15 protein-coding genes and 1 CRISPR repeat array are annotated in these 25,349 nt (G+C 39.3%); of the genes, 6 read left to right on the top strand and 9 right to left on the bottom strand.

The window, feature by feature from the left end:
• Positions 1 to 2: 2 nt before the first annotated feature.
• From HCJ66_RS06440 to HCJ66_RS06420, 5 genes are all read right to left on the bottom strand, one after another.
• Positions 3 to 1,271 carry a glycosyltransferase gene (locus HCJ66_RS06440; RefSeq protein WP_187132468.1) on the bottom strand — a complete coding sequence of 423 codons (1,269 nt, stop codon included), beginning with the start codon at positions 1,269 to 1,271 and terminating at the stop codon, positions 3 to 5.
• Positions 1,258 to 2,460, bottom strand: coding sequence for a glycosyltransferase family 4 protein (locus HCJ66_RS06435; RefSeq protein WP_187132377.1), 1,203 nt, complete (start codon positions 2,458 to 2,460; stop codon positions 1,258 to 1,260). The genes HCJ66_RS06440 and HCJ66_RS06435 overlap by 14 nt, the downstream gene beginning before the upstream one ends.
• 283 nt (positions 2,461 to 2,743) lie before the next feature.
• Entirely contained in the window at positions 2,744 to 4,033 is a 1,290-nt protein-coding gene (locus tag HCJ66_RS06430; RefSeq protein ID WP_187132376.1) for a nucleotide sugar dehydrogenase, read from the bottom strand.
• Between the two features lie 50 nt (positions 4,034 to 4,083).
• The gene (locus HCJ66_RS06425; protein ID WP_187132375.1) at positions 4,084 to 4,560 is read right to left on the bottom strand and encodes a DUF4352 domain-containing protein; all 477 of its coding nucleotides are present in this window, start codon (positions 4,558 to 4,560) and stop codon (positions 4,084 to 4,086) included.
• Between the two features lie 73 nt (positions 4,561 to 4,633).
• Positions 4,634 to 9,475 carry an immunoglobulin-like domain-containing protein gene (locus HCJ66_RS06420; protein ID WP_187132374.1) on the bottom strand — a complete coding sequence of 1,614 codons (4,842 nt, stop codon included), beginning with the start codon at positions 9,473 to 9,475 and terminating at the stop codon, positions 4,634 to 4,636.
• Positions 9,476 to 10,607: 1,132 nt separating this feature from the next.
• Here HCJ66_RS06420 and HCJ66_RS06415 point away from each other — a divergent pair.
• Positions 10,608 to 12,077, top strand: a complete 1,470-nt coding sequence (locus HCJ66_RS06415; RefSeq protein ID WP_187132373.1) for an AcpB/EbpR/MafR family transcriptional regulator — start codon at positions 10,608 to 10,610, stop codon at positions 12,075 to 12,077.
• Between the two features lie 109 nt (positions 12,078 to 12,186).
• Here HCJ66_RS06415 and HCJ66_RS06410 read toward each other — a convergent pair whose 3' ends face one another.
• Entirely contained in the window at positions 12,187 to 12,918 is a 732-nt protein-coding gene (locus HCJ66_RS06410) for a WxL domain-containing protein (RefSeq protein WP_187132372.1), read from the bottom strand.
• 120 nt (positions 12,919 to 13,038) lie between these two features.
• Positions 13,039 to 13,902 (bottom strand): GRP family sugar transporter, encoded by an 864-nt coding sequence (locus HCJ66_RS06405; protein WP_187132371.1) that lies wholly within the window; start codon positions 13,900 to 13,902, stop codon positions 13,039 to 13,041.
• A gap of 340 nt (positions 13,903 to 14,242) precedes the next feature.
• On the opposite strand from HCJ66_RS06405, the gene HCJ66_RS06400 reads away from it, so the two are divergent.
• Positions 14,243 to 15,964, top strand: a complete 1,722-nt coding sequence (locus HCJ66_RS06400) for an ABC transporter ATP-binding protein (RefSeq protein WP_187132370.1) — start codon at positions 14,243 to 14,245, stop codon at positions 15,962 to 15,964.
• Positions 15,964 to 17,736, top strand: a complete 1,773-nt coding sequence (locus HCJ66_RS06395) for an ABC transporter ATP-binding protein (RefSeq protein WP_181676257.1) — start codon at positions 15,964 to 15,966, stop codon at positions 17,734 to 17,736. The genes HCJ66_RS06400 and HCJ66_RS06395 overlap by 1 nt, the downstream gene beginning before the upstream one ends.
• 43 nt (positions 17,737 to 17,779) lie before the next feature.
• Here the strand turns inward: HCJ66_RS06395 and HCJ66_RS06390 are convergent, their stop codons facing one another.
• Positions 17,780 to 18,778, bottom strand: coding sequence for a YeiH family protein (locus tag HCJ66_RS06390; RefSeq protein ID WP_187132369.1), 999 nt, complete (start codon positions 18,776 to 18,778; stop codon positions 17,780 to 17,782).
• Positions 18,779 to 18,845: 67 nt separating this feature from the next.
• On the opposite strand from HCJ66_RS06390, the gene HCJ66_RS06385 reads away from it, so the two are divergent.
• The 3 genes from HCJ66_RS06385 to HCJ66_RS06375 all read left to right on the top strand — a co-directional run bounded on the left by HCJ66_RS06385 (position 18,846) and on the right by HCJ66_RS06375 (position 20,564).
• A complete protein-coding gene (locus tag HCJ66_RS06385; RefSeq protein ID WP_187132368.1) occupies positions 18,846 to 19,664 on the top strand; it encodes a LysR family transcriptional regulator in 819 nt (272 codons plus the stop codon).
• Between the two features lie 98 nt (positions 19,665 to 19,762).
• The gene (locus HCJ66_RS06380) at positions 19,763 to 20,071 is read left to right on the top strand and encodes a hypothetical protein (protein WP_187132367.1); all 309 of its coding nucleotides are present in this window, start codon (positions 19,763 to 19,765) and stop codon (positions 20,069 to 20,071) included.
• The gene (locus HCJ66_RS06375; protein WP_187132366.1) at positions 20,004 to 20,564 is read left to right on the top strand and encodes a DUF4240 domain-containing protein; all 561 of its coding nucleotides are present in this window, start codon (positions 20,004 to 20,006) and stop codon (positions 20,562 to 20,564) included. Before HCJ66_RS06380 ends, HCJ66_RS06375 begins: the two co-directional genes overlap by 68 nt.
• Positions 20,565 to 20,875: 311 nt before the next feature.
• A CRISPR array of direct repeats spans positions 20,876 to 21,439; the repeat unit is 36 nt; unit sequence GTTTTAGACCTCTTCTATTTTGAGGTACTCTAAATC.
• 128 nt (positions 21,440 to 21,567) lie between these two features.
• Here the strand turns inward: HCJ66_RS06375 and cas13a are convergent.
• Positions 21,568 to 24,717: a type VI-A CRISPR-associated RNA-guided ribonuclease Cas13a gene (gene cas13a / locus HCJ66_RS06370; protein WP_187132365.1), complete on the bottom strand. Its 3,150-nt coding sequence runs from the start codon at positions 24,715 to 24,717 to the stop codon at positions 21,568 to 21,570.
• Positions 24,718 to 25,349 lie beyond the last annotated feature (632 nt).

Below are 25,349 nucleotides of genomic sequence, written 5' to 3'. Positions count from 1 at the left end.
CTTTAACTCCTTATTACTATTTTTTCGTATAGAGCTAGAAAAATCAGCTTTTCCTGCTCCCAATTAAAAACGTCACGTGCCTCCAAACAATTTTGATGCAATTTCTTTCTTTTCTCTGGATTACTAACTAGCTCATTGACAGCTTTAGCAATCGCTTCTGAATCGTGTGAATTGACAGTTAAGCCAACCTCGTATCCTTTAACGACACGGCTTATCTCCGGGAAATCGCAAGCAATTACTGGAACGCCACTCATGATATATTCAAATAATTTATTCGATGAGGCGGAGTAATGGTTGAAGCACGTATTATTGAGTATTTGGAATCCTAGGTATGCTTCTTTTGTGTGGCTTGGTAAAGCTTCTAATGCCACTTTGTCCATAAATTTCACTCGGGTTTCTAAATTCCGCTCTACCACCATCTTTTTGAGTGTTGGCTTTATGCGTCCATCTCCAATTAAAACAATAGTTCCCATCTTGATGTTTGGAGCGGCTTCTATTAATCGATCTAACCCTCGCCCTGCCTGGATCCCACCTTGATATAGTAAGATTGGTTCTTCGCGTGGTATTTCTAGTTGTTGATGTAAGTCTACTGTCATTTCCGCATCTTGTTCTTGCTTAAATGGATAATTATGCACAACTTCTGGATAAAAACCGTAGCGTTCTTCCACGTAAGCTGCACGTGTGTGATTTTCATGGATACAAACATCCACAAATCGTAGTAAAAAACGTTCCATGATACCGTATAAAGGGCTATCGTATCCCGTTCTACTCGTCTGAACTTCATGCGAGTCATAGATGAGTTTGCTTCGCCCTAACCATTTCGCGCAAATCACAGCTTGTAACAACGTATTTAGATCATTGGCATGATAGATATCATATCGCTGACGAAAACCTGCGCCTACCATCCGAAAAAAAACAACACTTCGAAACATAATCGTTCGCATCGGTTTTGTAAAAAAGAGGAGAGTGAGTAATAAGAGGAAGAGTAATGGCCAATAAAAGCAAGCAATGATATACAGTAGTACAAGTATTCCGAGTAAATATTTCTTGTTTTTAAACCAGCTCAGGATTGGAGTGAATGGTAACTTACGAGACATTCGGTACACGTGGAAATTGACATTTTGCTGTTCTACTTTTGGTAATCCGGTTTGGTGTATTGCGATTAAATCCACGTGATATCCAGCCTCACTAAGGGCTGTGCCTTCTCGTAAAACCCGTGCATCATTGGTGAAATAGTTCCATACAAACATACCGACTTTAGTTGTCACGATTAATTACAGCCTCCATTTTCTTGAAATTTTGTTGCCAGCGATGATTCTGATACGCATATTGGTAGCCGTTATGTCCAATATGCTGCGCCAATTCTGGATCCTCAATGAGTTCTTTTACTTTTTGATACATCTCATCGATTTGACTATGTTGGAATGTATAGCCGCAATTCGCTTTTTCAATGACATGGCTGCTGTATCCTGACACATTTCCGACAATTGGTACGCCCATACCCATGTAATCAATCACTTTACCAGGTAGTACTTTTTCAAAAATAGGGTGATCGACAAGTGTCACATACGCCACATCTGCTTTTCCAATTTCTTTTAAAACTTGTGCGCGTTTCTGCGGGGAAAGAACCGTGATATTGGCCAGCTGGTATTGTTTTAATCGCTGCTTAATTTCTTGAAGTTTAAAGCCATAGCCAATAATTTTAAATGTAATAGCCTCGTTTGTTTTGAAACGTTCTGCTAGTTCAAAGAAGCCCTCCATCTCTTGCGCTAAGCCGACATTTCCTGTATAAATAATCGTTTTAGTTTCTTGATTCGTTGGCTTATTCTGGCTAGCGCTACACGCAAACTCTGCTTCTGTTAGGGAATTCGGAATGAAGTGGATTTTTTGTTTTGGAACACCTTTTCCAACAATGTAGTCTACAAAGCCCTCACTGTTGACCACGATTTTATCCGCATTTTGGTAAATTTTGTTTTCTAGCCAGTAGGCAAAACGTAGAAAGAAACGATTATTCCAACGTTTGACACCAAGCAGAGTCTCAGGCCACAAATCTCTTACTTCTACGATTAACCTGGTCTTTAAAAAACGCTTAGCGAACAGTCCCGCAACGCCTACTGAAATCGGCGGTGTTGAGATATAAACCGTATCGGTATCTTTGCCTTGACGCATGATGGCTTGAATGAATTGGCACATGACTTCTAGATAAAATAGAAATCGTTTTATAATGCTATTGGCATACTTTTTCGTGCGCGGTTTCACTCGGATAACGTGTGTTTCATCCAAGCCTTCTTCCCAAAAATCGCCTTGCTTATACAAATTTTGATTCGGGTATCGCGGATCAGTAGTGATGAGTGTTACTTGGTTAAACTCCGACAGTTCTTGAAATAAGAACTTGATTCGATTCGCCGCACTACCGATTTCAGGATAAAAGTTTTGTGAAATAATTAAGATTTTTTTCATTGAGCTTCCCATTTCTGGCTAGATTTCACGCCTTTACCGTACCAGCTAAACACCGTATGGTCGGTACTTATTCCTCAGATCTTCTTGGCGTTTTTTTCTATCCTCTATTTGATAACGAAAATATAAGACACAGGAGCCTTTTTTTATTTTCGTTAGTTTATTTCGTGTGACGAGCGAATGAAAGCATTGCTTCGATACTGCTAAGGCTTCAATTGCTTCACTGGTTGACATAAAGTTGGCATCGAGTAGTTCTAACAGTTCCTTATTTTCCATTTCGACTCCTTTATACAGAAAGAACCTTGGATTCGACTGGATATTGAGAAACTTCGGATATATTCCCCATGTGGGTATAGCTACTCGCAGCCGTTAATTCTTGTGCGATATTCTTCGTGTCGAACACGTTTTGCTGCTTCATATTGGCGATATTATCGAGATTTAATGCCTTGAATTCTGAATGATCAGCTAATATTAATAATAAATCTGCATTAGCTGTTGCTTTTTCGCTATGTTTCTCAACAAAAGGAGCATCAACATGTGGATCATGTGCAACGACTTCATAACTTGTTTCATTCAGTAACATCTCCCAGATTTCATTGGCTGGGCTTTCACGAATATCGTCAATATCACCTTTGTAAGTTAAGCCAAAGATTGCAATTTTCTTACCTGCTACGCGTTCCATCATCATTTTTACTTGTGCTACAATATAACTTGGCATCGATGTGTTGATAGCGCGGGCTTGTTGGATAAGCGGGGAATAATCTGGAGAGGCTGCGGCAATAAAGTAGGGGTCAACAGCTAGACAGTGTCCACCAACTCCTGGGCCAGGGAAATGTAAGTTCACGCGAGGGTGTTTATTTGCCATGTCGATAACGTCAAGTGCATTGATTCCTAAGTCTGCGGAAATCTTGGCAAGTTCATTAGCTAGTGCGATATTCACATCACGATACGTATTTTCCATTAGTTTGGACATTTCTGCTGTAGATGCTTTTGCGGAAATCAATTCACCTTTTACAAAAACGCCATAAACCGCTTTTCCTGCTTCTGTACAAGCATCGGTTACACCACCGATAATGCGGTTGTTATAAATTAATTCGTGAATAATTTGACCTGGTAATACACGCTCTGGGCAATGTACTAAGAAAATATCTTCTCCAACAATGAAACCAGCTTGCTCGATTAGTGGTAAGATGTGGTCTTCGGTTGTACGCGGGGCAATAGTGGATTCGATAATCATGGTATTCCCTTTTTTCAAATAAGGTAATGTTGAAACGACTGCGGATTTCACATAGGATAAGTCACATGATTTTAATGCATCGTTATTGTTTGGTGTTGGTACGGAGATGATGAATGCATCAGCTTCTTCTGCTTGCAAGCTAGCTCGGAAGTTGCCAGCTTGGATGGCACGGTCCAACTCTTCTTGCAAACCTGGCTCTTCAATATGAATCGTTCCGTTGTTCAATGACTTAACTACTCGCTCACTTACATCCACGCCAACCACTTCTTGTCCATGATTAGCAAACATAATAGACGTCGGTAATCCAATATATCCTAAACCTATAACTAAAATTTTCAAAATATAGCACTCCTAATTATCTATAGTTTTTTTGTCCATCGAGAAAAAGATTATTCTTTTTCTGGTATCGTAACTTCCCACTCTGCTTGGGCTTTATCTTTTGGTTGGTAAGCTAATGTTGCTTTTTCTGTACCTTTTGGTAAGTTAAAATATGCTTTTCCAGTCAGTGTTTTTCCTGCTGCTATTTCATCACCGAAATTACTTGCTTGTGGATCTACTTTCAATGCCTTGCCTTTAGCTGTTTTTAGCTTGAAATCGCCACCGCCAATTGCAAATGATGTGTTACTGTTGTTTTGAATATTCATTTCTACTTGCAAAATATCTTGTTTACCATCGCCGCTCTCCGTCAGCTTTAAGTTTGCGATTTTCATATCGATGTTGTCTACTGTCTTAGTAGTAGATACGCTATCTTTTGCTTTTTCTTCTGTTTTTGGCGTTTTATCGGTACTCGTATCAGGGTTGCCACACGCTACTAGTGTCGTTGCAGTTAGAATTGTAAGTCCAAAAATTGCTATTTTTTTTATCATCATTACCGTCCTTTTATGAAGCATGGCTGGGAGGGAACACTTTGTCCCCTCGCCAACCGCTTCTTGTTTTGTCTTATTTTGTAAGTGTTACTGTTTGTGTTTTGATTACTGTGTTTGTGCTATCGTAAGCGATAACTTTTACAGTGTCTGTGTCCGCTGCAATTTTGTCTTTTGCGTAGTATTGGAATGTGCCATCTGCTGCTACCGGTACATAAGCGAATACTGTTCCGTTAACTTCTAGACCAACTTTTTTCACAGCACCAGTGTATGTTCCTGTTACACGAGCATCACCGATTTTGTATGTCGCTGGGAAAATGTCACCTGTTACTGTTGATGAACCATCTGTTACTGCGACAGTTTTTGTGTCTACAACGTCATTGTTTGCATTGTAAGCAATAACTTTCACTACATCTGTTGTTGCTAGTACTTTGTCTTTTGCGTAGTAAGTGAATGTTCCGTCTGTTGCTACACCAACTGCTGAGTAAATTGTTCCATTTACTTCAAGCGCTACTTTTTTCACGCCGCCTGTATATGTTCCTGCTACGCGAAGATCACCCATTGTGTATGTTGTTGGGAAAATGTTACCTTGAAGTGCTGCTGAATCTGTAAGTGCTACTACTTTTGTATCAATTAATGTCCCTGCTGAATTGTATGCTAGTACTTTCACTACATCTGTTTTTGCTAGTACTTTATCTTTTGCATAGTAAGTGAATGTGCCATCTGCTGCTACTGCTACGCCTGTGTATACTGTTCCATTTACTTCAAGCGCTACTTTTTTCACGCCGCCTGTATATGTTCCTGTTACACGTAAATCAGTTCCGATAGTGAATTTCACTGGTGTTACAGTTCCTTGTAGTGCTGCTGAATCTGTTAAATTAACTTTAACTGTTTGGATAAGATCGCCATTAGAATTGTAAGCTAATACTTTAACATCATCTGTTACGTTTAGAACTTTATCTTTTGCATAATAAGTGAATGTTCCGTCTGCTGCTACTGCTACGCCTGTGTATACTGTTCCGTTAACAGATAAGGCTACTTTTTTCACGCCGCCTGTGTACGTTCCTGCTACACGTAGATCACTACCTACTGCAAAGTCAGTTGCTTTGATTGTTCCTGAAAGTGCTCCTGAATCTTGGATATTAACTTTCACTGTAGATACGGCTGTTCCTGCTGAGTTATAACCAATGATTTTAACATCATCTGTTAGGTTTAGAATTTTGTCTTTTCCGTAGTAAGTGAATGTTCCGTCTGCTGCTACTGCTACGCTTGTGTAAAGTGTTCCGTTAACAGACAAGGCTACTTTTTTGATGTCGCCTGTGTATGTTCCTGCTACACGTAGATCGCTACCTAAGTTGAATGTTACTGGAACAACAGTACCTTTTAATGCTGCTGCGTCTAAAACTGTTACTTTTTTCATTTCGATAAGCTTGCCGCTCGCGCTGTAAGCAAGGATTTTAACATCATCTGTTAGTTTCAAAATCTTATCTTTTGCGTAGTAGCGGATTACACCGTTAGTTACGGCAACTGTTGTGAAGTCTACGCCATTTACTTGTAGTTTCACTTTAGCTACTTTACCTGTATAAGTTCCTTCAAGATAAGTGTCACCATTTAGATAGAAGACGTTTGGAAGTACTGAACCATTTAGATCTTCTACTGTAACTGTGATTGTTTTTGTTACTTTGTTGCCATCTGCATCTGTTACAGAATAAGTTACGCTGTATGTGCCTTCTTTTGTTGTATCAACGTTGTTCGCTGTTACCGTTACTTTAGCTGTTAGGTTACCATCTTCGCTGTCTGTTGCTGTTACGCCTGTTAATGGGTTAAATGTAGTACCCATTTTGACTGATTGATTAGATGCTGTGATGACTGGTTTTTCGTTCGTTTTTACTGTTACAGTGATTGTTTTTGTTACTTTGTTGCCATCTTTATCTGTTACTGAGTAAGTTACGTTGTAAGTGCCAGCTTTTGTTGTATCAACGTTGTTTGCTGTTACCGTTACTTTAGCTGTTACGTCACCGTCTTCTTTATCTGTTGCTGTTACACCTGTTAGTGGAGTGAATGTGTCGCCAACTTTAATTGTTTTGTTCGCTGCTGTGATGACTGGTTTTTGGTTTGATTGTACGATTTTCGATGTTTCTGGGCTGTCAACACCATTGTCACCTTTTTGTGTTACTTTAACGACATCGCCTTCTTTTTGTGCTGGAACTGTAACCGTGAAGTCACCGTTAGCATCTGTTTTACCAGGTACTTTTGTTCCGTCTGGAAGTATTACAGTGATGTCTTTATTTGGCTCACCTTTACCTTTAACAGTTGTGTCGCCTTCTTTGATGTCATTAACGATTGGAGCTGCTGGTGCGCGTAAATCTTCTTGTACTTTTGTTGTTACGTTTGCACTGTCATTTACACCGTTTGTTTGGTATGAAACTACCGATTGATCTTTAGCAAGTGTAACGCCTGCTGGTACGTCCAATGTCCATGTGCCATCTGGTTTAACTGTCGTTTTTCCAGTTGTTCCATTAGGGAATGTAACAATGATATCGTTACCTGCCACACCAGTACCAGTTACTGTTTTCGAGTTAGTGTAGATATTGTCAACTCCTGGACGAGCGATAGCACTTGATCCTTCTGTTGAAAGACGCGTGTAATCGAATAGCGTGAATCCGTCCATTCCTGTTGCAACACCACCATAGTAGTTTGTTGTTACAGTGCCAGTTTTATATGCTAGCGTAACACGACCTGCGTCAGTGTCAGTCCATTCAGCATTTGGTGTTTTAGACCAGTCTGTTCCGTGATTCCAAGCCATAAGGTTTTTAACGTTGTTGATTTCTACGCGTGATTGGTTAGCAACTGTTGTAGTGCTTGCACCTTTCACAATATGACCCGTTTTAGTTGTGGCATTGTTGTTGTTTTGGCGGAAGTCAATAAATTTAGGGCTGTTAAGCACTAACTTAGAAGTTGTTGCGCCACTTAAGTCAAATACAGATGTTGTTGATGATGGATAGAGTGATTCAACATACGCCATTGTGTCTTTTTGGAATGTTACAACACCGTTTGCTTTTACTGCTGGTTTTGCTGATTTTGAAGCAGCACGGATGTTAGCTTTTGAAGCAGTGGCAAACGTTACAGAACCAGTAGTATAGATACCATAGTCTGCCGCTGCAATTTTCACTGTTGAGTTTGTTCCTACATTAAGTGCTGCTGCTGCGCCACCTTCTTGTCTAATACCATCTGTTCCAGATAAGTCAAAACTTGAGTCAGGAGAGATATTCAATACTGAGCCAGAAAGCGAGTGAAACGTATGGCTGTTCAATGCTTTTATAACGACTGTATTATTTGCTCCAAAAGTTGTATCTTTAGTTGTGTAGATACCATCGTGATTAGATGCTGTGATGTTCAAGTTGACGTTTTTACCTGTTGATAAACCTTCACCGCTTGTATCTGTAGTATAAATACCATCTACATAGGCTTTAATATCCATACTTGAGTTATCAGCGATTTTCACGCCACCAGCATCAATACCTCTACCAGCTGAAGATGAGATTGTCGTTTGTGTGTTTGCACCAAAGTTTACGCGTGAGTTTCCTGCTGCATAAATGGCTCCGGATTTTGCTTTTACATTAACTTCTGTGTCATCACCGAAAAGAATTGGTCCGCCAGAGTAGATACCATAGTCAATTGCAGAATCGATATCAATTTTTACACGATCTGCTGCTGCTTTTGGTTGGTTAGATATAGTACCAAAATTGATTGCTGCTGCTCCTGCTGAGTAAATACCTTTATATTGTGTTCTTAATTTTAGGGATGAACCGTCACCGAATGTGATTGTTGCATTACCATAGAAACCATGACCGTTGTCACTTACAATATCGATATTAGCGTTTTTACCTACAACGATTGCTGCTCCTGTGTTGTATGCATAAACGGCTGTACCTGTACCAGTTGCTTTAAGGTTTACGTTATCGCCAATTGTGATATTTCCAGATACATAGATACCGTTACCAACATCGCCTGATGCTAGTGTTAAGTCAGCGCCATTTTTAACAACCAATGTTGCTGCTCTTAAAGTTCCGTATTTAGATGCTGATTTCAAAACTGTGTTTTCACCAATAACAACGGCACTAGTTGATGCGTCAAATGCGTAACCTTTGTTTGAGCTCATATTGATATAAGCGTTGTCGCCAATACCCACGTTACCTGATGAACGAACTTTAACCGCTGTGTTTAAAGCTGATAATTCTTCGATGCGAGTGTTGTCTTCGATGACTAATTCATCAACGTCCATACCGTATTGGTCTGGGCTGACGATTTTATTGTTTGTTCCAGCGATAGATAGAGAAAGTTTCCCGTATCCACCCATAATCATTCCCCATACTTGTACGTTGTTCGTCAAGTTAACTGTTGGTGCTGCAGTTGAGTTATACCCTGTGAATACTCCTTTAGTTCCAACGTTTGAGATGCTTAAGTCTTGTACATCGATAGTAGAAGTAGAACGCATAATCATTTGGTAGCTACCAGCAGTTACTGCATAGCCGTTACCTTCAATGCGGATGTTGCTGTTGATTGCTACGTTACTTGTGAATTGGAAGTTACCAGTGATTTCGATAACGTTGATTGTTGTAGATTCTGCTGCTGCTTTAAATTCTGCAAATGTTGAAACTTGCGCACGTCGTTCTGTTACCCCATTGTCTAGAGCTAATGACATCGGTGCAATTGCAATTTTGTTTGCTGCTTGATCTGCAGTTGGCAATGTTGGTGTTGTTATATCTTGCCCTGTTGCTTCTGCTGCCAATGACCCCGCTGGTAATACTGTAAATACTTGACTTGCAATAACTGTAGCTACTAAAAGTGATTTTGCAGCTTTCATGACCGACGCCTTAGATAGTACGTTAATTGGTCCCTTTTGTTCATTTTTCATGTTTATTTTTCTCCTTCTTCCTTAAACTGTTTATTTGTCTGTTTTCTCTGCGTGAACTGTGTTGCCTTCACATAATAAACACCCCCTAAGTTGCAACAGAAACTGTATTCTCATTTATATTTATTAAAAATATAGAATCATCTGAAGTAGTGTTTCCTTATGTTCTGGAATAAGTCCCTGCAGTCATTTGTTCAAAGTAAAATTCATTACTTCACTCGTGCTGATTGGATTATATCACAGTATTTTAGAGTCACTTGGCGATGTTTTTTTCTGTAAATCGCCAGTTTCTTCTAAAAAGAAATGTAGTTGGACGATATATCCATTTTAATTTGTAAACTATTATACTTTTATAGTGCGCGGGTGAAACCTTTGTTAAATCTAACAAAATTAGAGTTTGACTGTTTTAAAAATTCTGATTAATACTAATGGAAACTCTGGTATTGCTTTAATTAATCTTTCTTATACTAGATATTACTAAGTTATGATGCATTTTTATCTTTTAGTAATGTGGTGTAAAATAAATATTTTCTTGCTTTTATTGCTTCATTTTGCGGTCTTCGTTGTACTTCTCTTTATTTTTGCTACTTTTTTACTCAAAATGATGTCCATTTTTTTGGTAACAAATTTCACTTATTTAAGGGTATTTTTATTGCTATACTCTAAATTTGCAGATTTATCACATTTTTGATGTAACTTATCTTGCTTACCGTTTGAATTGTCATACATCACTAACAGTTCATTCTAGATGTTGTGTCGCCGTGGGTAACCTCACCTCCTTTAATTAAATTTTTTCTATAGTTACGTGTATTGGGTTGGTTTGTGAAGATTGTTTCTGGGGAACTTGTGAAGAGATAGTATAACTGCTTGGTGCAGCCGGTTTTCTTAGGTTGGTCGGGGGGATGACCAGAAGAAGAATTTTTCGTTAGGTACCTGAGATTTGCTTATACTGCCTATTCTCGGTGCCTCTTACAGTTATAAGAATACTACATAAAAATACGAAAATGCGATTATTATCAAAAAGTTCTTCAATCGAGAAACTTTTGACTTTGCTTAGTGAAAAAAAATGACAAATCGCCATTATGGTGCTATATTGAGCGTAATAGAAAGTCATGCCTTAGGAGCGTGTTTACGTATGAAAAACCTTGTTATTGCTTCGGAATATCGGAAGCTAAGACTGTTACACATCTTATTTACAGCAGAACAGAACTATACGAAGAAAGAACTTGCGGGGCTGCTACATTGTTCTATTAAGACGCTGGATAGCGATATCAAAAGTTTGCAAGAAATTTTTGATCCGGCGATTGCCTATGTTCATGAAGATGAATACTATGTGTTATTTGATGTGGGGGAGCAAGTGAATTTCTCCTATTTATATGCCATGACCGTCAGTAATTCGTATATGTATTTAATTTCTAAAGATATCTTTGCGGGAAAACGACAAAACTTAACCGATTGGGCAGAAGAGAATTTCAGTAGTTTGCCAACGATGTATCGCCGCGTTCGTCAAATTGATACGTATCTTGCCGAGAGCCGCCTTGTTTTGGAGACGACACCTCTTGATATTAAAGGGACCGAGATTCGCTTGCGTTTTTATTATTTTCAGATTTATAGTCGTTCTTATCCTTATACAAAGTGGCCGTTTCCGGAAATACCGTATGCGCGTGTGAATGACTTTATTAAGACGGTGGAAAGTTGTTTTGGGATATATTTTTCGCTATCTGCTCGGATAAATTATGCGCTTGCGATTGCCGTTTGCTTGGAGCGTGTGAAGCAAGGTTATCACTATACGATGACTCAAGCTGACCTCCACTCTTGGAAAAGTATTGCTGAGGCGCAACGGGAGTTTCATCCGGTTGATTATTCGATTTTGGAGGATATTATTGGCTCTCCGTTGTCTAAACACGAATGCTATGTCAATGTCTTGATGTGCTTTTGGACAAATTTCTCTTATGTTGATGCAAGACAGGCAGAAGTACGAGTAAGAAAAAGTCAGCTTGTTAATCCTCATAAGCATGAATTGGCCCAGGATTTGGTGAAACTTTTAGAGGTGTATCATATTCATAATACAACGCATATTTTAGCGGAAACGATTGATTTTCTAACGCGCTTCCTCTTTATTGATAAAATGAATACTCTACCAGAGGTGCCATATACGCACGTAGCTCCTGATAAACACGAGCTTAGTCAAAAAATCAGAACAGTATTGAATAGCTTTGAAACGAATCCAAATCACCGCTATATTCGCTCTAACAAGGCCATGATGATCCACTATCTAACAGATTTCTATAACATCGTGATACAACAGGAGCAACAATATCGGATACTTCATGTAAAAATTGTTTCAGAGAACGGTTATTTTTGGGAAGAATATTTACGCACAGAGTTACGGAAGCGATATTCAGAAGATCAAATTATCATTTGTGATGAATTGCATTCCCACGAACATATGCAGCACATCGATCTCATCATCAGCGACTTCCCTTTTTATGAAGAAACTGGCATCACAGCAGACACCCTCGTCTGGAACATGCCTCCTGTAAAAAAAGACTTTGAACAACTAGATGTATTTTTAAACAAAAAGAATGAGCGTTTTACTAGGTAAAATTCCAAACACAACAAAAAACTCCCTATTGAGTAGATACTAGAGAAATAATAAATCTAGTATCTATTCTTATAGGGAATGTATTATTTTGAGTTGGATGAAAAACTATTTAAGCTGGAGTATCTGTTAGTTCCCAAGTAAGGGTTGCTTCATACTGACCTGGAATTTTTGAAGTTTTACCTGGTACGCTTAGTTTAATGCTGTCTGCGGCTTCTGTCGCATCTGCTCCAAACATATCAACCCACGTTCCCATACCTTGGTCTTCTTCTGCACTCATAACATCCGATGACGTTCCAGCTGGGTCAAGCGAGAAACCGGTTGCTGTTGGTGCGTCACTTTCTGATGCGGAGTTCAATGTTGGATTTTCAAAACTTAATACGGCTCCTACTAATTCGGATGTGCCATTAACAAATTGGCCGTCTTGTTTTACTGTTAAATGCCAACCAGCGTTAGATCCACGGTTATCTGTAATTTGGATATAGTTAGGAATATCTTTAATCGTTTCTGATGCGCCTACTTTAATTTGATCCAGTTGCGCGGAGTAAACTTCATTGTTACCAGAAATTTTTTGATCCCCGAAGTGAATATTAGAGATATAATCGATGCTTAGAGGGCCTGCTGTACCTGCTGGATGATCTGGGTCAACTGGTACTACTACTTCTGGATTCCCTGGATCTGTTGGGTCAACTGGGTTTGTGATTGTATCGTTAGGAATAAAGTTGACATCTGCTTTGGAGCCCAATGTTCCACCGTCTGCTGCATGAGCCATTGTTCCTGTACCTGTTCCTACTAAGGTTGCCACTGTTACCATACCTACGATCGCGAATTTCGTTAATTTCATACTATCAATTCCTTCTCTCGTTTTTTATTGTGTCCCTTACATACATAAGATTACTACACAAAAGACGAAATTCAGGAGTTATGTCAAAAAATATCGAAACCTAGAAAAAAATGAAAACGATTAGGCTTTGGTCACGCCGATAAGAATGCCACCGATAACGACTAAAACAACGCCGATGATGACAAAAATAATTTCTTTTCGCGTTTTGCGTTCGTTTAATAGAAGAATCGCGCCAAGTGTTGAAATAACGACGCCGAGTTGGGATAGGGAAAATCCAGTTGCGACGCCAACAAGACTATTCGCATAGATCATCGCCACATTTCCGATTGCCCAAATCATACCGGGAATAACAAGCCAAGCTGTTTTCTTAATGAAGCGGCTTTCTTGGTCGTCCTTACTACGCGCCGTCATAATAAGCGCCGCAATCACCATTCCAATCGCTTGTGGCAAAATCGCATCCAGTCCATTGATGGAAAATCCTTGAATAATCACGACGTAGCTCACATAGCCCGCTGACGAAATGGCTAACGCAAGCAACCCGCGATTCAATGTCGCTTGTCCCGCCTCTTCTTTTTCCGCGTAGGATGTCATAAAAATACCAATGACAATTAGCGCCAACGCAATGAATCCAAACACGATTCGGAATGTCGTATCCCATTCGTGAAAAAGCAGCACCCCACAAAGCGTCGTTCCAACAAGTTGCATCCCCGTCGAAATCGGCATCGCTTTTGATACACCAATTAGCTTAAATGACTTCAATTGGAACATCTGCCCGACACTCCACAAACAGCCCGTAATAAAACTAATAATCACCGTTTCCGCTGTATAGACCGGATCCGTAAATAGGAACGCAATACATGCGAAAATAAGCGCCCCAAATGTGATACCTGTCGTTTGCTGCCTTGTTGTACCGCCAATCTTTGTAATAATTAGCGGCATGAATCCCCATAGTAAAGCCGGTATAAGCGCTATCAAAATATTCATCTGTCCCTTTTCCTCCCTAATTATGCACTATAACCCCTTAAAAATTGATTATCCCACATTAGATTTGGTATGTCGATATTCCTATTTCGTATTATACAAAATGAAAGCCGTTTCATAGCAAGCTTTTTTATGCACCTTTTAGCAATTTTTGTATCCAATCATCCAAAATGCATGTGCCAGCTAACGCTACAGCCTAACAAGTTTCGCTTCATTTTGTGAACGTTTTATGACAAGTACTATTTACTAGAATAAAGTTTCATTTTTCCCTTGCATATACCCGCGATTTGGTTTAGAATATATGTTCGTGCTGGTTTTTAACGCATATACAAGGAGGTATATAATGAAAGTTTTATTTCAACATTTGAAGAAATACAAGCTTCAAACCACGCTCTCCACGTTGTTCGTCGTCGTCATGGTTATCTCACAATTATGGCAGCCGAAATTATTACAACAAGTACTGGAAGCAATTATTAATGATAAGATGGACGAGATTACAAGAATTGGTATTTTACTTATTGTCATTGCCATCGTCGGACTTATCGCAGGTATCCTTAACACCATCCTCTCCGCAAAAGTGGCACAAGGTGTAGGAGCCGACATTCGTGAAACTAGTTTCCGCAAAATTCAAACATTCTCATTCAGCAATATCGAGAGACTTTCTACAGGAAATCTAGTTGTTCGTCAAACGAATGATATTACGCAAGTTCAAAACTTAGTAATGATGTCTTTACAATCTATCACTCGAATTCCGATTATGTTTATTGGTAGTTTTATTTTAGCGATGTATACCCTGCCTGAACTTTGGTGGATTATTATCGTGCTCGTTGTCCTTGTTCTCCTCATTGTTTTCTTGATTTTTGGAAGAATGGGCAAACACTTTGGTAAAATCCAAGGTTTCATCGATCGCGTCAATGCGATTGCAAAAGAAAACTTGGCTGGTATGCGCGTTGTTAAATCATTTGTGCAAGAAGACAATGAATTAGAACGCTTCACAAAAACAAGTGATAAATTAACGCATCACACCATCGTAGTTGGACAACTTTTCTCTGTTATGATTCCGGCATTCATGCTCGTTTCAAACATGGCGGTTGTCGCGGCGATTTATTTTGCTGGGGATTTAGTGAAAGACAATCCTGAAGTTATTGGTGCCATTGCGTCATTTATGAACTACTTGATGCAAATTATGATGGCGATTATTATCGGTGGTATGATGATGATGATGGCGTCTCGTGCGATGATCTCGCTGAAACGTATTGGTGAAGTGCTCGACACAGAGCCTGATATTACGTACGACGAAAACGCGCCAAAACAAGATTTAATTGGTAGCGTGGAGTTCCGTGATGTTAGCTTCCAATATGAAGGCGACGAAACAAAAGCGCTGAAACATATTTCATTCGAAGCAAAACCTGGTGAAATGATCGGTATCGTCGGCGCAACTGGATCGGGTAAATCAACTCTAGCTCAACTGATTCCACGATTATACGACCCAACTGAGGGTGAAATTTTGATCGGTGGAACGGACTTGAAGAAAATGAGTAAACAAACGTTACGCGACACAGTTTCGCTTGTGTTGCAACGCGCGATTCTCTTCTCAGGTACGATTTCCGAGAATTTACGTCACGGGAAGAAGGATGCGACGACGGACGATATGGAGAAAGCAACACGTATTGCGCAGGCGAAAGAGTTTATCGAACGCCAAGCGGATGTATATGATGCGCCAATCGTTGAGCGTGGAAATAACTTCTCCGGCGGGCAAAAACAACGCCTTTCAATCTCACGCGGTATTATCGGTGAACCAAAAATCTTGATTCTCGATGACTCCACAAGTGCCCTCGATGCGCGTAGTGAGAAGCTCGTAAAAGAAGCTTTAAACAACGAACTTGGTGACACAACAACATTCATTATCGCTCAAAAAATCTCGTCTGTTATTCATGCTGACAAGATTCTCGTGCTTGATGCTGGCGAACTTGTTGGCGTTGGGACACATAAAGAGCTCGTCGAAACAAGTGCCACTTACAGAGAAATCTATGACACACAAAAGGGAAGGGAGGTTGACGCGTAATGACTGAATTTAAACGTATCTGCCGCTTTTTCTGGCACTATCTCAAAGCTTACAAGTTGCAACTGACCGTGATTATTATCGCGATTATCGGCGCTACTTATTTACAAGTCAAGGCTCCTGAATATATCGGGAAAGCTATTCAAGAACTAGCAACTTACGCGCAACGCCTCTTCACAACGGGTGTGGATGACAAAACAGATTTCGTTCATATTATTTGGATGCTTATCCTGTTTTACGTCTTGCTTGCCGCAGCAACATTTATTCAAACCATCTTGATGGCTGGTGTTTCTGGTCGCGCGACAAACCGGATGCGTATCGGATTGTTCCGCAAAATGGAGAAATTATCGATTCGTTTCTTCGACGGACATAAAGATGGCGAAATGCTTAGTCGTTTTACAAGTGATTTGGATAACATCTCAAACACGCTGAACCAAGCGCTCGTACAAGTTTTGTCGAACGTTGCGTTAATGATTGGTGTTATTATCATGATGTATCAACAAAACGTGAAACTCGCAACTGTAACGCTGCTAATGGCTCCAATTGCGATCATCATTGCCGCGTTGATTATCCGCAAAGCTCGTAAATATGTCGATATGCAACAAGATCGTCTTGGCGAACTAAACGGTTATATCGATGAAAAAATTTCTGGTCAAAAAATCGTCATCACAAATGGCTTGGAAGAAGAAACAATTGAAGGCTTCGTGAAACATAACAACATCGTGAAAGACGCAACCTTTAAAGGGCAAGTTTACTCCGGTTTACTTTTCCCAATGATGCAAGGTATTTCACTGATTAATACGGCTGTCGTGATTTTCTTCGGTGGTTATCTAGCTCTTGATGGTAGTATCGAACGTGCCGCAGCTCTAGGTTTGATCGTCATGTTCGTACAGTATTCACAACAATTCTATATGCCACTGACTCAAATTTCGTCGCAGTACAGCATGCTTCAACTTGCCATTACTGGTGCACGTCGTGTTAGTGAAATTTTTGACGAAGAAGAAGAAGTGGAACGTAAAGATTTGAAAACAATCGATGGCGTTCATCAAAGTGTGAAACTACAAAACGTGGATTTCGCGTATACACCGGAAAAACCAGTCCTCAAAAATGTCTCGATTGACGTTGAAAAAGGTAAAATGGTCGCTCTCGTTGGTCCAACTGGTTCTGGTAAAACAACCGTCATGAACTTGCTAAATCGTTTCTACAATGTAGATAACGGCGCGATTTTGTTTGACGATGTGGATATTCGCGACATCAAACTCGCTTCCCTTCGTAAACAAGTTGGTATCGTGTTGCAAGATTCTGTCCTTTTCTCTGGTACAATCCGCGATAATATCGTGTTTGGTAACCCAGAAGCAACAGATGCCGAAGTTACAGATGCCGCAAAACAAGCGAACATTCACGACTTTATCATGACGCTTGAAAATGGTTATGAAACAGAAATCACGGATGAGAACAACATTTTCAGTGTTGGTCAAAAACAATTGATTAGTATCGCGCGTACGATTATTACGAACCCGTCCCTGCTTATTCTAGATGAGGCGACAAGTAATGTCGATACCGTAACCGAGAGCCGCATCCAAAAAGCGATGGATAACGTTATCTCGGGCCGTACTAGTTTCGTCATTGCCCACCGTTTGAAAACGATTCTTGACGCGGATCATATTGTCGTTCTGCACCAAGGAGAAGTTATCGAGCAAGGTACACATGAATCATTACTGAAAGAAGAAGGTTTCTACTCAGAGTTATATCATAATCAGTTTGTGATCGAATAAGAAACAGCGCATCCTTTCGCGGGGATGCGCTGTTTTTCTGCGGTTAAAAAAATAATTTGCTCGCCGTGATTGATAACGCGAGTAGCGCTACCGAACCAATTGTAGCCGCGAGAAAGACACGTCCACCACGACGAATAATGACTTGAAAATTCACGCTCATACCAAGCCCTGCCATCGCCATTCCGAGGCAAAGGTACGCCAGTGAAACAAGCCCATCTAATAAACTTGCTGGCATCGCAATAAACGTGCCAATCGCGCTTGTTAACAAGAATCCGCCCATAAACCACGGAATCGGTAATTTTGCCTTTTCATCCGCTGTTCCTCGTGTTTTGCGTTGTGCAATGATCCCAACAATCAAAGCCACTGGTGCGAGTAACAAGACACGAGATAATTTCATAATAATCGAAGCATCGAGCGCCTGCGTTCCTCCTGCCCCACCTGCTGCAACTGCATGCGCAATTTCATGGAGGGATGAACCAGTCATGACACCGAATTGGGTCGGCGTCATACCTAACACTGGTTTTAACGCGACCTCAATCAATGTAAATACCGTCCCCAAAATCGCGACAACCGCAACTGCCAGTACCGCGTCATCGTTCTTCGCCTTCAACTGCGGCGACACCCCCATGACCGCAGCCGCTCCGCAAATTCCGCAACCACAAGCCGTGAGCATGCCGAGTGTGCTGTCTACTTTTAGCCATTTGCAGAGGAAATATACCGTTACAATCGTGAACGCGACGACCACAATCGCGAGGACAATCGTTTTCACACCGGAATCCGCCAAAGCTTTCAAGTTCAGTCGGAATCCTAACAAGATAATCCCCAACCGCAAAAATTTATTCGATATGAAGCTCGTTCCGGGTTGCGCGCTGACGACAAGCGCTCGGCTCAGTTGAACGAGCATTCCAAGTATTAGCGCGATAACCAGTGCACCAACAAGCTGCAAACCAGGTATTTGTGCTAAATATTTTCCCGCTAGTGAACAGGCAAGCGTGACGACTACACCTATCCAAAATCCTTTTTCCTGCCATTTTATCTTCATTTTTCCATTCATCTCCTAAATCCATGTTATAATAATAAGAAATCTTATGTATGGGAGGCTCACGCGCATGTTTCATTGGCTTCAGACGTTTATGACGGTTTACGAAGAGAAGAATTTCACGCACGCCGCCGAAAAACGATTTATCTCACAGCCAACTGTTTCGTTACATATTCAAAAATTAGAAGAAATAACGGGAAGCGAACTGTTTATTCGGAGCGGACGCAATCATGCTGTACCGACCGAAAGCGCTGACTTACTCTATATTCGCGCGAAACAACTTGATTCCTTATGGGAAACTAGTTTGAGTGATATCCAGCAATTGCAAGGAAACACGCGGGTTACTTACACGATTGGCGCCTCGCAAACGATTGGTGTCTATATGTTACCCCTCATTTTACCGCAGCTCCAAAAGCAATTTCCGAACTATGATTTTGTGGTCTCGATTGCTAATTCGACGGTGATTTTTAATCGGGTGGAAACGCATGAGTATCAAATTGGGCTCGTGGAATCGCCGATGATTGCACCGATGATTACGCGCACTATTTTTGCCCACGATTCACTTGTTTTGGCTGGCGATATGACGAGCAACCTTTGGCTGTTGCGCGAAGCTGGTTCTGGGATTCGCACGTATACTAATCAATTTTTTCAACAAGAAAACATAATTCCAGCGCAAAAAATGGAGATTGCGAGCAATGAGGCAATTTTGACTATGCTCCAGCAAGGCGTCGGAAAAACGCTACTTTCTGATTTGAGCGTCCGCGATTTGCCTTATGAACATCCGCCGACACCGATTGTTCGCCCACTTTTTCAGATTCATAATCATGCTTTTCCGCAAGATCCGTTGCAAATTGCGCTACATCAATTGTTGTTAACTACCTTTTCTTGACTATATTTACAGTATACAAAGGAATAGATAATAAGTAAAATAGATATTTCAGATACTAATTATCAATATTATTAATAATAAAAAGGGGATTGGATAAAATGAAGAAAAAATGGACAGACTTAGATTGGCTTTTTACAGGTATTTTACTCGCTATCGCTGTGTTTATGTATAAAACACCGGACATAGTTGCATCGATTAGTAGCTCCTATCTCCATAACTTTCCGTACGAAGATTTTTCTGAGATGGACAGTTGGATGATGTATATTTCGATTATGAGCATATTATTCCTGTTTGCCGTAACAACAATCACACTTTGGATAATGAAAGGGAGTCAAAAGCATGAACAAGAAAAAGTTCTGGAAAATCGTCAACAAAGCTATCGTGCAAAGCGGCGCAGACATCGATGAATACTTGGAAGCGCTCGAAAAATTGCTCCGTAAACTAAAATCAGATGATATAGTGAAATGGCAACTTATTTTTGATGAATATCTCGAAGTTTCGAAGGTGGACAGGCTCTGGGCCGCAGCTTATCTACTGAATGACGGAGCGAGTGATGACGGTTTCGATTATTTCCGCGCTTGGCTCATTTCTCTTGGACAGGATGCTTTTTTAGCGATACTGGAAGACCCGGATTCTATCGGCGAATTGCTTCAAGGTAACATAGACGAAGATTTTTTAGCTGAATTTGAAGAGATTATGTATATCAGCAGTGACGAGTATTTAGAGAAAACCGAGCAGGACGATGAGGAGATTTTCTTTGAAGCTTGTGATCGTTTCGCCCTAACCGCCGATGAAAAAGCGGAGATTCATACCGATATTGTGTTACCAGAAGCCTTAGAGTGGGATGAAGACGATGATTTAGAAATTATTTTTCCTAAAATTGTAGCAACTCTGAAATAGGTCATCTATTTCAGAGTTTTTTTGTGGCAGAGATACGAAAAAAAGCACCATAAACCGCGTCATGACAACAGTTTATGGTGCTTTCTTCATTTCCTAAAAACGGAGAAACGGGGATTCTGACGGTTGGATGAAATGCACTCGTGGTGCTGGTTTCAATGCTTATAATGTTGGCTGTGTGGCAATTTTGTGGCAAATATTTTTAAGAAGATGGCGAAGATTTTATTCGTCATCTTCTTTGTTGTGCGAGATTCTAATACTCTTCTGTTTAAAGGGCTCTAGATTTTTTACATAGCTCATCGTTTCAATTTGAGGTTTTAGACCTCTTCTATTTTGAGGTACTCTAAATCGATTTCAGAAATATGCGGACGATTTCCTTAGTTTTAGACCTCTTCTATTTTGAGGTACTCTAAATCTCAATGGAATATAGAATTCTAAATTCAGATGTTTTAGACCTCTTCTATTTTGAGGTACTCTAAATCTACAACTGTGACTTACTCTTATTCTTATTAGTTTTAGACCTCTTCTATTTTGAGGTACTCTAAATCATTCCGCCTATTACAGCAACGATAATAGTAGTTTTAGACCTCTTCTATTTTGAGGTACTCTAAATCTAAGGCGCAAACGAAGAAAGCTAAGGCGGAGTTTTAGACCTCTTCTATTTTGAGGTACTCTAAATCATGTCAAGGCAGATAGTAAGGAATTAGCTGGTTTTAGACCTCTTCTATTTTGAGGTACTCTAAATCATGAACACGGAGATCACACGGCAGGCATTAGTTTTAGACCTCTTCTATTTTGAGGTACTCTAAATCGGTGTCGAGATTGCCTACGACAAGGCAAGCGTTTTAGACCTCTTCTTTTTTGAGCTACTCTAAATCACTTGTAGACCGTCTCACTCGATTATTCTAGTTTTAGCCCTCTTCTGTTTTGAGGTATTTTTTAATAGCAAAATGAAATTGCATTCTCCCATCCAATTTCATTTTGAAATTAACTGCAACATTCTATATCAAATTTCTAATAGTCTCTTTACTATACCACAATACTCTTCTGAAACTTGATTTGTTTCTATATAACCATTATCGATTTTTTTCTCACCTAGATGTCTCAATTTTTTTGGCTCTAAGCTTTTTATCACCAACCTATGTTTATTTTCTTTCAAGTTAGCAAATACGACGCTCATACCATGTCTATCTAAAATATCGATTAATGACTTGGAAACGGCATTCTTTAATTTACGATCATACTTAAAAATTTCTCTCAACCTCTCAGATAAATACAGCAACGTGCACTCAGATTTGAGTGATAAATAATTTAAATGCGCTATATGATTCCTTGCATTTTTCTCAGAAACAAACAGTCCTTCTTTTTTCAAGAATGTATCCAGCTTTTTAATACTTTTTAGTCTATTATCGCCCCAATATTCCACTCTCTCAGTTATTCCTGAATGCTTAAAATATTGATTCGCCATACATTGAAAGTCTCTATCAGCTATTGCTACATAGCCAACATATCTTCCCAGAATTTCAATTAGCAAATGGTGCAGCTCATTAACGTATACAAGCGTAGTTTTATTTTTATGCCAATTGTAAGCATCAATAGCGTCACAACACTCTTTATACTCTTTAAAAAATGCATTATTTTGCGGTTTTTCGGGATTTTTTGCCCATTCATTATGCAATTCTTTTCTTCGCTTAATAGTCTCTTCAATGGTTTCTTTTTGCCGCTCCCACTCAGTTATGTTGCATTTCGACACTTTAAACTCAGGACTAGCATCAAAAAGCCGTTGAATCACTGTTTCAGTACCATACTTCCTCGCTTGTTCTACACCACGAAAAAGAATCGGTGTTTTTCCATCACTTTGTCGATACGGTTCACATTGATACAATTCCTCTCCAACATAGCCCTTCATAATTTTCTCGTATTCCCATTCTGAGCTAAAAAATTGCTTCCAATCATTCTCTCGTGAATCCACTCCGAGCAATGCTAAACCAATGATTTCTTGTTCTCCAGTTAAATGACCATCATACTTAATCATTTCGTTTCTTAGCTCGCTTAAATGCCTAGCATCAAGCATTTTGCAGAATGTCCAAAATGCAATGTAGTCATCTTTATTTTTCAAAAATGATGGCTCTACTTTAATATCAAAGCTCATTCCCTCAATCTCACTTTGTTCTAGCCCCTGATTTCTTGGATTTTTAATAAATTTTAAATCAGCAGATCTCATATGACTATCAAATCCCTTAATAAAAACCTGGCTAATAAATTTTTCAAAATGATTCGGTGTATCCTCAGTTGAATCCTCATGTATCGCTATTTGACCTTGGACATAGCCCATATAGTCTCTAGGCATCTCACCTTCTTCAACTTCTCTAATGTTAATAAAAGCTTTTGCATCCTGCTGTCTATTTTTATTTAATCGCAATACAAAATTGGCAGCATCTCGGAAAGCATTATTATCAGCTGTAAACCATGGCATAAATTGTTGATAATAAACTAGCTTCGTCAGGAAATAGCGTGCACGAAAATCTTCTTCTCCATATTCCAAAATATCAAAAGTAGTCAAACCTAAATCATAATATCTATTTTTAGAAGTTTGGTAGTCGTGCCCTTTTGCGTAGACACGTTTAAAGCTTGGGACAAACGGCGCATTAGTAGTCAACAACGAAAACCCTTGCTTCATTTCCCATATAGACTGCAATTTATCATGGCTGTAGAACCTTATTACCCCACTACTTTTAAGTTTTTCTTCGATGAAGTCTGGAATTTTGGCGATATCTTTGTCCATCAATTTTTGCATATCAGAATCCTCATATTTCATCTTGTTAGGTTCAAAGTCTTTTATTTTAAGTATGCGTTCCCAGGAATGTTTTTTACAATGGTAAACCTCATTTCTAATTTGCTGAATAGAGCCCCTAATCGCCCAGATAGCTTCATCAAAATTCACATTTTGAATCTCATCCGAGAAAAAGGGAATCATTTTCTTCACAACATCAGATCGCGTAGTACTGTTTAGCAAACTCTTTTTAAACTCGCCCTTACCTAGAATATCCTTTTCACATTCAGGATTTAAAATCGTCTTCAAATTATTGGATGCGAAGGCGCAAGCATTAATAAATTTGAAGCTAAATGCCTCACCAGATCTAATATCCTGCAAGTCTTTTGTTTTAGGATTTGTTAGCTCATAGGCTTCCATTTTACCTTGTTCCAATACATAATGATATACAGCATTTTTAAATTGTTGCTCTACTATAGATTCGATTAATTCCTTTTTCAAAAAATCCGCTCGTGCATGTTTACTTCTATTCGGTGCACGTTTGATTGGGAAATATCGCTGTATATATTTCTTCACTTCTATACCATATTGATTTAACTCAGGATCTTCTTTCAATTCATCCAAAATGTTTCGCTGATGTTGTTGCAAGCACGCTTTAATTTTATAGTTTGCACTTTTATCCTCGTTCAAATCTACTAATTTAAACGACTCCGCTAAGTCTGCCAGTTTATATTTTTTCGCCACAAGATCGAGTCCCAGCGGTTCTCCATTCAAAAAGGCTGCGACATATTTTTGCAATACTACCTTCCTTGGAGAATCAGGGGACTGTATTTTGTTTTGCTCAATGGATCTCTGTATGGTTGTCTGCTTAAAGTGAATATATGATTCTACCCAATCCGTATAGGGTTTCAATTTTTCAAAAAAAACGCCCCAATCTGGCTTAATGTTATCTAACCCTTGAATCGCTGGTACCGCTATGTCTGTGAGACAAAATTGAACATGTTCGGCATCTTTGCTAGGCGGATAAGAAATCATATTTTGGAACTTCGGTTTAAATAGTTTGGTTAAAGATTCCGTACTTAGACTCTTTAAATTATGTAACTTTAGTCTTGGCACTTCTTGATGTAACACCGCCAACATTAATTCTGCTATTTCTTTATTAATCGCTTTATTAATTGCCCGCTGACGCCTATCCTTTACTTTCTCATCAAGCTTTCTCACAGTTTTATTGAGGATACTCTTATAAAATGACTCTTTTTTCTTATCAAATATAATTTCTGTCGTCTTATTTCCATCGATACCTTCATAAACCAGTTGACCTTCCTTACTTGTCCTCTCCATTACGATAGTTCTTCCATCTACTCTCATCTTTGTGATTTTCATCTGCCTACTCAGCTCCATTTGATTTTATAGTCATGCGCCTAATGCTTCATTATTGCTGAAATTTTAATTGGTTTCTTCATGTGTGTATGAAATTTCTATTATTTATCAATATATTCATTATACAAGAAGGCACGTTGTAAGACAACATTCACTGACGAATCATCTACCATACTAAGAATTGAATAAAGCCATAAAAACCAATAATCCAGCTCTTTGGATCACAGTTTTTATGGCTTTATTTCGAATACTTATCCACAAAAGAGGTTTTAGTCCTCTTTTGTTTTGAGGTACTCTAAATCGGATTTAACGTACTTCACAAGTACAGAGTTGTTTTAGTCCTCTTTTGTTTTGAGGTACTCTAAATCAAAATGGACGAGATTATTGTCGGAGAGTGCGTTTTAGTCCTCTTCTGTTTTGAGGTACTCTAAATCTATGAAAATAATGTAACACCAATCGTTTGGGTTTTAGTCCTCTTCTGTTTTGAGGTAATATATCCGCCTATTCGCTTGCAACAACATAACTATACCAGATTATTAATGAATCTGCAGCTTGACAGATTAGCAAAACATAATTATTTTTTCATAAATTAAGAGACAGCTCAGCAGCCATCTCTTAAATTCAACCAATTATCT

It is taken from the genome of Paenilisteria portnoyi (genome assembly GCF_014322795.1).
In the GTDB taxonomy this organism is placed as follows: Bacteria; Bacillota; Bacilli; order Lactobacillales; family Listeriaceae; genus Listeria_A; species Listeria_A portnoyi.
This window is presented reverse-complemented; position numbering and strand designations above follow the sequence as displayed.

What these genes read in the sequence shown, in the direction of transcription:
- HCJ66_RS06395 (WP_181676257.1), top strand. Translation starts at nt 15,964, where the DNA reads ATGACTGAATTTAAACGTATCTGCCGCTTTTTCTGGCACTATCTCAAA.
- HCJ66_RS06435 (WP_187132377.1), bottom strand. Translation starts at nt 2,460, where the DNA reads ATGAAAAAAATCTTAATTATTTCACAAAACTTTTATCCTGAAATCGGT.
- HCJ66_RS06410 (WP_187132372.1), bottom strand. Translation starts at nt 12,918, where the DNA reads ATGAAATTAACGAAATTCGCGATCGTAGGTATGGTAACAGTGGCAACC.
- HCJ66_RS06390 (WP_187132369.1), bottom strand. Translation starts at nt 18,778, where the DNA reads ATGAAGATAAAATGGCAGGAAAAAGGATTTTGGATAGGTGTAGTCGTC.
- HCJ66_RS06425 (WP_187132375.1), bottom strand. Translation starts at nt 4,560, where the DNA reads ATGATAAAAAAAATAGCAATTTTTGGACTTACAATTCTAACTGCAACG.
- HCJ66_RS06400 (WP_187132370.1), top strand. Translation starts at nt 14,243, where the DNA reads ATGAAAGTTTTATTTCAACATTTGAAGAAATACAAGCTTCAAACCACG.
- HCJ66_RS06380 (WP_187132367.1), top strand. Translation starts at nt 19,763, where the DNA reads ATGAAGAAAAAATGGACAGACTTAGATTGGCTTTTTACAGGTATTTTA.
- HCJ66_RS06415 (WP_187132373.1), top strand. Translation starts at nt 10,608, where the DNA reads ATGAAAAACCTTGTTATTGCTTCGGAATATCGGAAGCTAAGACTGTTA.
- HCJ66_RS06405 (WP_187132371.1), bottom strand. Translation starts at nt 13,902, where the DNA reads ATGAATATTTTGATAGCGCTTATACCGGCTTTACTATGGGGATTCATG.
- cas13a (WP_187132365.1), bottom strand. Translation starts at nt 24,717, where the DNA reads ATGAAAATCACAAAGATGAGAGTAGATGGAAGAACTATCGTAATGGAG.
- HCJ66_RS06385 (WP_187132368.1), top strand. Translation starts at nt 18,846, where the DNA reads ATGTTTCATTGGCTTCAGACGTTTATGACGGTTTACGAAGAGAAGAAT.
- HCJ66_RS06420 (WP_187132374.1), bottom strand. Translation starts at nt 9,475, where the DNA reads ATGAAAAATGAACAAAAGGGACCAATTAACGTACTATCTAAGGCGTCG.
- HCJ66_RS06375 (WP_187132366.1), top strand. Translation starts at nt 20,004, where the DNA reads ATGAACAAGAAAAAGTTCTGGAAAATCGTCAACAAAGCTATCGTGCAA.